This is a genomic window from Alsobacter sp. SYSU BS001988 (assembly GCF_054796215.1).
This window is the reverse complement of sequence record NZ_JBTAMK010000012.1, coordinates 145579-155502: the sequence shown is the minus strand read 5'-3', so window position 1 is coordinate 155502 and position 9924 is coordinate 145579. Positions and strand designations below refer to the sequence as shown.

Below are 9924 nucleotides of genomic sequence, written 5' to 3'. Positions count from 1 at the left end.
GGGGGGGGGGGGGGGGGGGGGGGGGGGGGGGGTGGGGCGGGCGCGCGGGGGCGGGGGGGGGGGGGGGGGGCGCGGCCCCCCCCCCCCCCCCCCCCCCGGGCCGATCTCCACGATGCGCCCGGCGTACATGACCGCCACGCGGTCGGCCGTTTCGGCGATCACCCCCATGTCGTGGGTGACCAGCATGATGGCCGCGCCGTGCTCGCGGCAGAGGCGCCGCAGCAGGGAGGTGATCTGGGCCTGGATGGAGACGTCGAGCGCCGTCGTCGGCTCGTCGGCGATGATCAGCTCCGGCCCGGCGCACAGCGCCAGCGCGATGACCACGCGCTGCCTCATGCCGCCTGAAAACTGATGCGGATAGTGGTCGATCCGCACCTCGGGCGCGGGGATGCCGACCTCGCGCAAGAGCGACAAAGCGCGCCGACGCGCCTCCGCCTCGCCGACCGGCAGATGCGTCCGGATGGTCTCGACGATCTGGTCTCCGACGCGCAGCAGCGGGTTGAGCGAGGTGAGGGGGTCCTGGAACACCGCCCCGATGCGCTTGCCGCGGATGCGGCGCATGTCGCGGGCGCCGAGCTGGTCGATGCGCTCGCCCCGCAGCGCGATGGACCCGCCCAGCATGCGCCCGGACGCCTCCAGGAGACCGATGACGGCCGTGCCGGTGAGGGACTTGCCGGCGCCGGATTCGCCGACCACGCCCAGGATCTCGCCCGCGGCGATGTCGAAACTGACGCCGCTCAGCGCCGTGACGGTCCCGCGCCGGCCGTCGAAGCCGATAGCGAGATCCTTCACCGAGAGAACGGGGAGGGACGGCGGGTCCAGGGCGGCGACGCTCATCCTGGCCTCCTGACGACGGGGTAGGCTGAGGAGAAGATCTCCTCCACGGGCGGGTGGCCCAAGGTGCGGCGCGGATAAAGGCCCATGACCTTCTCGAACTGCGCCTGGGCGCGGCGCTGGTCGGCGGCTTCGTCTACGCCCGGGATGGCCCGGTCCTCCATCGCGAAGCGGCCGTCCACGATCACGGCGCTGAAATCGCGCCCGTGGCCGGCCAGCATCATGGTCTGGATCGGGTCGATGACCTGCCCGAGATGCGGCCGGTCGAGGTCGAACACCGTGATGTCGGCGCGGCAGCCGGGCGCGAGCCGGCCGAGATCGGGACGGCCCAGCGCATCGGCCCCGCCGAGCGTCGCGGCGTCGTAGTAGTCCTCCGAGCGGCAGGCCTGGCCGTCGCTGGCGAGCACGCGGCAGAGCATCATGCCGGCCTGCATGTTCATCACCATGTCGGGAGGCGACGTGTCGGTGCCGAGCCCCATCCGCAGACCCAGGGCCCGATAGCGGCCGAAATGATCGATGGCGCCGCCATGCCGGCCGGAGACCAGCGGGCAATGCACGATGACGGAGCCGGCCTCGGCGATGATGGCGAGGTCGCGGCCCGGCCGCTCGACCATGCGGCTGCCCGACACCACGGTCCCGTGCGGCAGCAGCGTGCGGGGCGTCAGGAAGCCGAGGCTCTGCAGCCATTCCGGCGGGCTCGCGCCATGGAGGCGCAGGACCGTGTCGTACTCGATCTTGGACTGGCAGCAATGCAGCCGCACCGGCACGCCCAGCGCGCGCCCCGCTTCGGCGGTCCGGCGCAGCAGGGCGGCCGTGGAGGTCTCGATCCGGTCCGGCGCCAGCATGGTGCGGACGAGGCCGCCGGCCGTCCCCTCGAAGGTCTCGCAGAAGCGCACCGCCTCGGCGAACCCGGCCAGGCCCCGCTCCTCGTCGAAGTGAAGGCCGATCCGGCCGTCCTCCTCCGCCACCATGTTGCCGGTGCGGTAGGCCGGGCCGAGATAGACGCGCAGGCCGAGATCCGCGGCGGCCTCCGCCGCGCCGGCGAACTCCGCGAAGGTCTCGCCCCATTCCCGGTAGAACAGCGACGCGATGGGCAGGGCCGTGGTGATCCCGTTGCGCAGCAGCGTCGCGAAGGCGTGGCGCTTGGCGAAGACGAGCTCCTCGGGCGTCAGCATCTCGAACGGGCCGGCCTCCAGATAGGTGCGCGGCCAGACCCGGCCTTTCCGCACGGCGGGCTGGTTGTCATAGGCCAGGATGGTGGTGTCGAGGTCCGAAAGCGCGTCGAGGTCGACGAAGCCCGGCCCGATCAAAGCGTTCCCATGGTCGATGTCCTCGGCGACCTCGCCCGGGAAGTCGTGGCCGACGAACAGGATCGCCCCGTCCTCGAACACCACCTCGCCGTCGCGCAGCAGCGCATGCCTTCCGTCGCGATGTCCGACCACCCAGCGGGACCGGAGGCGGACGCGGCCGCGGGGGCGGCGGGCGGCCATCAGGGAACCTCGACGAGGCAGCGCCCGTCGCGGGCCGTCGCCTTGCCGCGCTTGACAACGAGGCGACGCACGGGGCGGGTGACGACGGCTTCGGTCACGGTCTCGCCGTCGACGACCAGCAGGTCGGCCCAGTCGCCGATCTCGAGGCCGTAGTCCTTCAGCTCCATGACGGCCGCGCCGCCGGTCGTGCAGACCCCGAAGCCGATCTCGACCTCCTCGTCCTTGCGGAAATTGTTGCGCAGCCCGAGGAACATGGCCCGCTCCAGCATGTCCGCGTTTCCATAGGGCCCCCAGGTGTCGCGGATGCCGTCCGACCCGGAGCACACCCGCACGCCGGCCTCCACGAGCCTGCGGACGGGAGGGGCGGGGCGGGAGGCCGGGCCGGTCGTCATGATGGCGATGTCGAGGGCGCTCAGCTCCTCGATCATGGGATCCACAAGGTCGCGGTCCGGCGATCCCAGGCAGAAGGCGTGGCTGACCACCACTTTGCCGGCCATGCCGAGCGCCCGCGTGCGCTCGAAGATGAGGTCCATCGAGAAGGCGCCCATCTCGCCCGGCTCGTGCAGGTGGATGTCGAGCGGCCGCCCATGCTTCTGCGACAGGCCGAAGATGGCGTCGAGATGCCCCTTCGGGTCGCGGTCGATGGCGCAGGGATCGAGCCCGCCGACGACCTCGCAGCCGGCCGCCATGGCGGCGTCGAGCAGCTCCAGGGTGCCGGGCCGCCGCAGCAGGCCCGACTGGGGGAAGGCCACGATCTCGATGTCGACCAGCTCGCCGTAGCGCTCGCGGGTGGCCATGACGCCCTCGACTCCCCACAGGCCGTGGTCGGTGTCGACGTCGACATGGGTGCGGATATGGGTCGTGCCCATGCGCGCCGACTGGGCGACCTGCCGAGCGGACTGGCGCGCCGGATCGATGTCGAGCGGCTTCTTGAGCTGGCGTTCGTTGTCGATCTTGTCGAGGAGGCGCGGGCCGGCGCTGTTGGGCCGCCACGCCATGCCCCAGAGCGACTTGTCGAGATGGGTGTGGGCCTCGACAAGCCCGGGCAGCAGCAGGGCGCCGCCGCCGTCCTCGACGGCCACGCCGGCGGGCGCTTCGAGCGCCGGAGCGACGGCGTCGATGCGGCCGCCTTTGACCAGGACGTCCACGGGCGCCCCGCCCATCGGGCGGACATTGCGCAGCAGAAGGTCGTGAGCCATCGGGGAACTCCGTTCGCGGTCAGCGCAGCCGCGGGTTGAGGGCGTCCCTCAGCCAGTCGCCGAGGAGGTTGACGGACAGCACGATCAGCCCGAGCTGCACGGCGGGGAACACCACCAGCCACCATGCGCCCGAGAACAGGTACTGGTTGCCGATGCGGATCAGGGTCCCCAGCGAGGGCTGCGTCGGCGGCATGCCCACGCCCAGGAAGGACAGCGTCGCCTCCGACAGGATGGCGAGGCCCAGATTGAGCGTCGCGGCGACGAGCACGGGCGTCAGCGTGTTGGGCAGGATGTGCCTGCGCATGATCCTGAACGAGGGCACGCGGATGATCCGCGCCGCCTGCACATACTCCTTGCCCCGCTCCACCATGGTCGAGGCTCGCACCGTGCGGGCGTATTGCACCCACCCGGTGAGCGAGATGGCCGCGACCAGGATCGCTCCCGCGAAGGGCCCGCGCAGCGACGGGGGCAGCAGCTCGCGGAACACCGCGCTGAGCAGGATGGCCACGAGCAGCGTCGGGATGCTCAGCACCGTGTCGCCGACGCGCATCAGGACGTTGTCGATGCGGCCGCCGAAATAGCCGGCCACGAGGCCCACCGTGACGCCGATGGCCATCGAGGCGATGACGCTGGCCGCGCCGATCAGGATGGAGAGCCGGCTCCCATACAGGATCGCGGAGAGCACGTCGCGGCCCTGCGGATCGGTGCCCAGCCAGTAGGGCCGTTCGCCGTCGGCGGACCAGATCGGCGGCAGCTCCGCCTTGTCGAGGAAGAGCTGGGTCAGGTCGTAGGGGTTCTGGGGCGCGATCAGCGGCGCGAACAGCGCGCCGAGCACGATCACGACGATGACCACGGTCGAGCCCATGGCGATCGGGCTGCGGCGGAAGCTCCAGCCGATGTCGCTGTCCCACGCCCCGCGCAGCCGGCCGGCGAAGTCAGCGCGCATGGGCGCCTCCCTGCAGGGCGTCCTGGCGAAGGCGCGGGTCGACCACCGCATAGAGCAGATCGACCAGCGTGTTCAGCGCCACGAAGATGAAGGAGACCACCATCAGGTAGGCGGCCATCACGGGGATGTCGATGAAGGTCACCGCCTGCACGAACAGGAGGCCCATGCCGGGCCACTGGAACACGGTCTCGGTGACGAGCGCGAAGGCGATCAGGTTGCCGATCTGCAGGCCCGTGACGGTGATCACCGGCATCAGGCAGTTGCGCAGGGCGTGGTGGAAGTTCACCGCCCGCTCGCGCAGGCCGCGGGCGCGGGCGAAGCGGATGAAGTCGGCGCGCAGCACCTCCAGCATCTCGGCCCGCACCAGCCGCATCACGAGCGTGATCTGGAACAGCGAGAGGGTGATCCCGGGCAGCACCAGCGCCGCGCGGCCGGACGGGGTGAGGAACCCCGTCGACCAGGGGCCGAGCTGCACCACGTCGCCGCGCCCGAAGGCGGGCAGCCAGCCCAACGTCACCGAGAAGAGCAGGATCAGCAGGATCCCCACCGCGAAGCTCGGCAGGGAGACGCCCAGCACCGAGACGAATTGCAGCGCCTGGGCGGCGGCGGAACTTCGGCGGATGGCCGTGTAGACGCCGAGCGGGACGCCGATGAGCAGCGACAGGACGGTCGCCACGATCACGAGCTCGAAGGTGGCCGGGAAGCGCTCTGCGATCAGCATGGAGACCTCCTGCTGATTGCGGAACGAGATGCCGAACTCCCCGCGCGCGGCGTTGGCCACGAAGGTCGCGAACTGGAGGACGAAGCCGTGGTTGAGCCCGAGCTTCTCGCGCAGCTCGTCGCGCTGCGCCTGCGAGGCCTGCTCGTTCAGCATCAGCTCCACGGGATCGCCGACGAAGCGGAAGATCATGAAGGCGAAGAACGCCACCGCGATCATGACCCCCGCCGCATGGGCGATCCGCTTGACCAGAAAGGAGAGCATCAGGGCCTCCAGCCGCGAGTTCGGGGCTGCCTACTTCAGGGTCGTCAACCAGAGCCGCGGCTTGTTGTCGGACGCCTGCACGATCGTCGCGACGGTGTTGCGGGCGGCCCAGGCCATGGGCTGCTGGTGCATCGGGATGAACAGGGTCTCGTCCTTGGCGATCCTGAGCGCCTCGGTCATCATCGGGATGCGCTTGGCGGCGTCGATCTCCACCCCGGCCTTGTCGGTGAGCGCGTCGATGCGCGGATCGCCCCAGCCGCCCCAGTTGAACACCCCGCCCGCGCCGTCCTTGCTGCGCATCACCTGGATCAGGATGGAGTAGGCGTCGATCATCGGCTCGTTCGCCCAGCCGAAGGAGATGACGTCGAACTCGCCCTTGACCCGCTTGGGCGTCTGCTGGCTGCGCGGCGCGATGCTGACCGTGGGGCGAAGCCCCGCGCGCGACCACATCGACGCCACCGCCTGGCAGAACTCCTCCTCGTTCACGAGGGAATCATTGTTGCAGTTGAACAGGAAGGAGAAACCGTTCGGATATCCCGCATCGGCCAGGAGCTTCTTGGCGGCTTCGAGGTCGAAGGGCGGCCGGGCGTCGAGCTCCTTGACGTAGCCCGGGATGGCCGGCGCGACGAGCGAGCCCGTGTTGCGGGACAGGCCGCGCATGGCGCGCTTCTGCACGGCGTCGATGTCGATCGACCGGTAGAGCGCCTCGCGGACGCGCTTGTCCTTGAAGGGGTTCTTGTCGGCGACGTCGGACTCCACCAGCTTGTCGCGCAGGTTGAAGGCGAAGAACACCGTCCGCAACTCGTTGGTCTGCAAGACCTTCACGTCGGGCGAGGCGGACAGGCGCTGCAGGTCCTGCAGCGGCGCGCCGTTGGTGAAGTCGACCTCGCCGGAGAGCAGCGCGGCGACGCGGGTGGCCGGCGACGTGATCGGGGTGAACTCGATCCGGTCGATGTTGTGGACCTTCTTGTCCCACCAGTCCGCATGGGCGACGAAGACCGTCTTGGCGTCGGGCCGGCGCGACTCGACCTTGAAGGGCCCGGTGCCGTTGGCGTTGTTGGTGGCGTAGCCCTCCACGCCCTTGCCGGCGTCGGTGGGCAGCAGGCTGTTGTTGGCGACCAGCCAGGGCTTGCTGAAGATGTAGATGTTGGTGAGGTCGTTCAGCAACAGCGGATAGGGGGCGTTGACCTCGATCTCGACCGTGGCGTCGTCGATCTTCTTCGCCGACTTGTAGGCGGGAAGGTTGCCCTTCAGCGGCGAGTTGGCGTGGGTGACGCGCTCCAGCGAGGCGATGACGTCGTCGGCCGTGAACGGCGCGCCGTCATGGAACTTCACGCCCTTGCGCAGCTCGAAGCGCCAGGTGGTCGGGGTCGGGTTGCTCCAGGACGTCGCCAGCGCGGGCTCGATCTTGAGGTCTCCCGTGTAGCGGACGAGGCCCTCATAGACGTGGTTGAGCACGGAGAGCGTGAAGGTCTCGCCGAAGGAGTAGGGGTCGAGCGAGCCGATCTCGCGCGGCGCACCCCATTTCAGCGTCTTGGCGTCCGCCGCCAGGGGACCGGCCAGGGCGAAGGCCGAGACCGCGGCGAGGATGAGGCGTCTTGTGCTGCGCATGCGAAATCCCTCCGGCTGAAGCGTGAGCAACGGCGCTCTCCGACGGATTGTGTGCGATCTCGCTCCACATTGCATGCAGTTTTTTGCGCCAATCTCGGCCTATTTTTTTTCATCTGTATCGCATGCAATGAAGCATGGTATTTGTATGCGATCACTGTTGGGCCGCCTGCGCGGGCCACCGGCGGCGCAGGGCGGAGTCGCGGCATGGCGGACGAGGCGAAGGGGAACGGGACGCGGGCGAGCGCGGTGTACCGCTCGCTGAGGCGGGCGATCATCGAGCAGGCCCTGCGTCCGGGCGCGAAGCTGCCGGAGGACGCGATCGGCGAGCGGCTGGGCGTCAGCCGCACGCTGGCGCGCGAGGCGCTGGTGCGGCTCGCCGGGGAGGGGCTCGTGGAGCTTCGTCCCAACCGGGGCGCCTTCGTGGCCTATCCGACGCTGGAGGAAGGCCGCGACGTGTTCATGGTGCGCAACGGGCTCGAAAGGCTCGTCATCCAGGCCCTGGTGGGCCGGCTCGCGCCCGACCAGGTGACCCGGCTGAAGGCCCATGTGGCGGCCGAGGAGAAGGCCGCCGCGAAGGGCAGCGAGCGCGAGTCCATCCGGCTCGCGGGCGAGTTCCACGCGCTGCTGGCCGAGATGACCGGCAATGCGCTGCTCATCCGCTATGTGAACGAGACCGTCTCGCGCTGCTCGCTGATCCTGGCCCTCTATGGCCGGCCGCATTCGTCCGAATGCGCCGTCTCCGAGCATCGCGAGGTGATCCAGGCCCTCGTGGCCGGCGACGAGCGGCGCGCGCTCGACCTCATGGACCACCATCTCGGCGCGGTGATGAATCGGGCTTTGCTCGGCCGGCCGGCCGAGCCGGACCTGCGTGACGTCCTGGCCGCCTATGGGCGGGAGGAGGGGCTTTGAATGACAGCGTCGCGCCGCACGAGGCGATCGGTTTCGACTTCTCGGCCCTGACCGGGCGAGAGCGCTACAAGCTGCTGATCGGGGCGGTGGTGCCGCGCCCCATCGCGCTCGTCACCACGGTGGACCGGGACGGCCGGGTCAACGCGGCCCCGTTCAGCTTCTTCAACTGTCTCTCGGCCGACCCGGCCATCCTGGCGCTCGGGGTGGAGCACCGCCCGGACGGCAGGCCCAAGGACACCGGCCGCAATGTCCGCCAGACGCAGCAATTCACGGTCAACATCGTGTCGCACGCCATGCTGGACGGCATGAACGCCTGCGCGACGCCGTTCGAGCCGGAGGTGGACGAGCTGGCGGCGGCGGGCTTCACGCTGCGCCCCGGCGTGAAGGTCGGCTGCCCGGCCATCGCCGAATCCCCGGCGGCGTTCGAGTGCCGCCACCACGTCACGCTGTCGATCGGCTCCTCCCGCGACATCATCCTGGGCGAGGTGGTGCACGCCCACCTGCACCGCAGCGTCGTCGACGCGGGAAATCTTCACGTCGATCCCGTCGCGCTCGACGCCATCGGCCGCATGGGCGGCCATGGCTACTCCACGACGCGCGACCTCTTCGACCTGCCGACGCTCTCGGTGGCGCAGTGGCGCGCCCTGCAGGAGCGTTCGCCCGCCTGACGCGGCTCCTCGCGGGGTCGGTGCGGCGGCGACGTCATGGTTTCAGCCAGAGCCGCAGGACGAGGCCGACCGCCGCGACGGACAGGACGCCGCCGGCCCAGAGCGCCGCGAACCAGGCCAGCCTCGCCAGCAGCGGGCGCTCGGGCGCGGCGCTCAATGGTAGCCCTCGGCCCCGACCTTGCCGCGGAACACCCAGTAGGCGTAGGCCGTGTAGGCCAGGATCATGGGGATCAGCACCGCCGCTCCCACCAGCAAGAAGATCTGGCTGGAGCGCGGCGAGGCGGCCTCCCAGATGGTGACGCGGCCCGGGACGATGTCGGGAAAGATGCTGATCCCCAGGCCGATGAAGGACAACAGGAAGAGCCCCAGCGCGATCAGGAACGGCGCGCGCTCGGCGCCGCGCGCGAGAGTCCGGAAAAAGAGCGCCGTCCCGGCGACCACCAGCAGGGGCACCAGGCCGGTGAACAGGATGTTCGGAAAGGCGAACCAGCGCTGGGCGTAGGCCTTGTCGAGGAAGGGCGTGGCCGCGCTCACCGCCGCGATGCAGGCGATGGTGGCGATGGCGAAGCGGAACGACATGCGCCGCGCATGGTCGCGGGTCGATCCTTCGGTGCGCATCAGCAGCCACGTGCTGCCCAGCAGGGCGTAGCCGACGACGAGGCTGAAGCCGGTGAGCAGGCTGAAGGGGGTCAGCCAGTCATACCAGCCGCCGCCATAGGCGCGGCCGCTGACCGCGATGCCCTGCAGGAGCGCGCCGAGCGCCACGCCCTGCGCGAAGGTCGCCACCAGCGAGCCGCCCGCGAAGGCGACGTCCCAGAACGGCCGGTGCGCCGGATCGCGCCAGCGGAACTCGAAGGCGACCCCGCGGAAGATGAGGCCGAGCAGCATCGCGATGAGCGGCGCGTAGAGGGCCGGCAGGATGATGGCGTAGGCGAGGGGAAAGGCCGCCATCAGGCCGCCGCCGCCCAGCACCAGCCATGTCTCGTTGCCGTCCCACACCGGCGCGACCGAGTTCATCGCAGTGTCGCGCTCCTCCCCGGCCTGCAGCGTGGGAAACAGCACCCCGATGCCGAGGTCGAAGCCGTCCATGACCACATAGGCGAAGATCGCGAAGGCGATCAGGAGCGCCCAGACGGTGGTGAGATCGAAGGACACGCTCATGGGTTCACTCCGCCGGCCTGAGGGGCGGGGAGGGCGGGGCCCCCCGGGCGCGGGGCGGGTCGATAGACCGGGCGGGCGTCACCCCCCCCCCCCCCCACCGCAACCACCCCCCCACCCCCCCCTC

At 70.3% G+C, this 9924-nt stretch carries 10 protein-coding genes; 2 read left to right on the top strand and 8 right to left on the bottom strand.

Annotated elements, in window-relative coordinates:
* The 6 genes from ACYVO7_RS19340 to ACYVO7_RS19315 form a co-directional block, all read right to left on the bottom strand.
* Window positions 1–837 (bottom strand): ABC transporter ATP-binding protein (locus tag ACYVO7_RS19340; protein ID WP_460451442.1); only part of this gene is annotated, 837 nt, incomplete at its 3' end.
* A complete protein-coding gene (locus tag ACYVO7_RS19335) occupies window positions 834–2324 on the bottom strand; it encodes an amidohydrolase family protein (protein ID WP_460451441.1) in 1491 nt (496 codons plus the stop codon). The genes ACYVO7_RS19340 and ACYVO7_RS19335, both read right to left, overlap by 4 nt.
* Complete coding sequence (locus ACYVO7_RS19330) at window positions 2324–3523, bottom strand: amidohydrolase family protein (RefSeq protein WP_460451440.1); 1200 nt, start codon at window positions 3521–3523, stop codon at window positions 2324–2326. Before ACYVO7_RS19330 ends, ACYVO7_RS19335 begins: the two co-directional genes overlap by 1 nt.
* A gap of 19 nt (window positions 3524–3542) precedes the next feature.
* The gene (locus ACYVO7_RS19325) at window positions 3543–4469 is read right to left on the bottom strand and encodes an ABC transporter permease (RefSeq protein ID WP_460451439.1); all 927 of its coding nucleotides are present in this window, start codon (window positions 4467–4469) and stop codon (window positions 3543–3545) included.
* Complete coding sequence (locus tag ACYVO7_RS19320; RefSeq protein ID WP_460451438.1) at window positions 4459–5451, bottom strand: ABC transporter permease; 993 nt, start codon at window positions 5449–5451, stop codon at window positions 4459–4461. Before ACYVO7_RS19320 ends, ACYVO7_RS19325 begins: the two co-directional genes overlap by 11 nt.
* A 30-nt stretch (window positions 5452–5481) precedes the next feature.
* Complete coding sequence (locus ACYVO7_RS19315; protein WP_460451437.1) at window positions 5482–7062, bottom strand: ABC transporter substrate-binding protein; 1581 nt, start codon at window positions 7060–7062, stop codon at window positions 5482–5484.
* Between the two features lie 204 nt (window positions 7063–7266).
* Here ACYVO7_RS19315 and ACYVO7_RS19310 point away from each other — a divergent pair, with 204 nt between their 5' ends.
* Together ACYVO7_RS19310 and ACYVO7_RS19305 are read left to right on the top strand one after the other, a co-directional pair.
* Window positions 7267–7971 carry a GntR family transcriptional regulator gene (locus ACYVO7_RS19310; RefSeq protein ID WP_460451436.1) on the top strand — a complete coding sequence of 235 codons (705 nt, stop codon included), beginning with the start codon at window positions 7267–7269 and terminating at the stop codon, window positions 7969–7971.
* Complete coding sequence (locus ACYVO7_RS19305) at window positions 7968–8639, top strand: flavin reductase family protein (RefSeq protein WP_460451435.1); 672 nt, start codon at window positions 7968–7970, stop codon at window positions 8637–8639. The genes ACYVO7_RS19310 and ACYVO7_RS19305 overlap by 4 nt, the downstream gene beginning before the upstream one ends.
* A 34-nt stretch (window positions 8640–8673) precedes the next feature.
* On the opposite strand, the gene ACYVO7_RS19300 is transcribed toward ACYVO7_RS19305, so the two are convergent.
* Together ACYVO7_RS19300 and cydB are read right to left on the bottom strand one after the other, a co-directional pair.
* Window positions 8674–8796: a DUF2474 domain-containing protein gene (locus tag ACYVO7_RS19300; RefSeq protein WP_406857970.1), complete on the bottom strand. Its 123-nt coding sequence runs from the start codon at window positions 8794–8796 to the stop codon at window positions 8674–8676.
* Window positions 8793–9800 carry a cytochrome d ubiquinol oxidase subunit II gene (cydB, locus tag ACYVO7_RS19295; protein WP_460451434.1) on the bottom strand — a complete coding sequence of 336 codons (1008 nt, stop codon included), beginning with the start codon at window positions 9798–9800 and terminating at the stop codon, window positions 8793–8795. The genes ACYVO7_RS19300 and cydB overlap by 4 nt, the downstream gene beginning before the upstream one ends.
* Between the last annotated feature and the right edge of the window lie 124 nt (window positions 9801–9924).

Coding starts and splice junctions, on each gene's coding strand:
- ACYVO7_RS19335 (WP_460451441.1), bottom strand. CDS start 2,324: ATGGCCGCCCGCCGCCCCCGCGGCCGCGTCCGCCTCCGGTCCCGCTGG.
- ACYVO7_RS19330 (WP_460451440.1), bottom strand. CDS start 3,523: ATGGCTCACGACCTTCTGCTGCGCAATGTCCGCCCGATGGGCGGGGCG.
- ACYVO7_RS19325 (WP_460451439.1), bottom strand. CDS start 4,469: ATGCGCGCTGACTTCGCCGGCCGGCTGCGCGGGGCGTGGGACAGCGAC.
- ACYVO7_RS19320 (WP_460451438.1), bottom strand. CDS start 5,451: ATGCTCTCCTTTCTGGTCAAGCGGATCGCCCATGCGGCGGGGGTCATG.
- ACYVO7_RS19315 (WP_460451437.1), bottom strand. CDS start 7,062: ATGCGCAGCACAAGACGCCTCATCCTCGCCGCGGTCTCGGCCTTCGCC.
- ACYVO7_RS19310 (WP_460451436.1), top strand. CDS start 7,267: ATGGCGGACGAGGCGAAGGGGAACGGGACGCGGGCGAGCGCGGTGTAC.
- cydB (WP_460451434.1), bottom strand. CDS start 9,800: ATGAGCGTGTCCTTCGATCTCACCACCGTCTGGGCGCTCCTGATCGCC.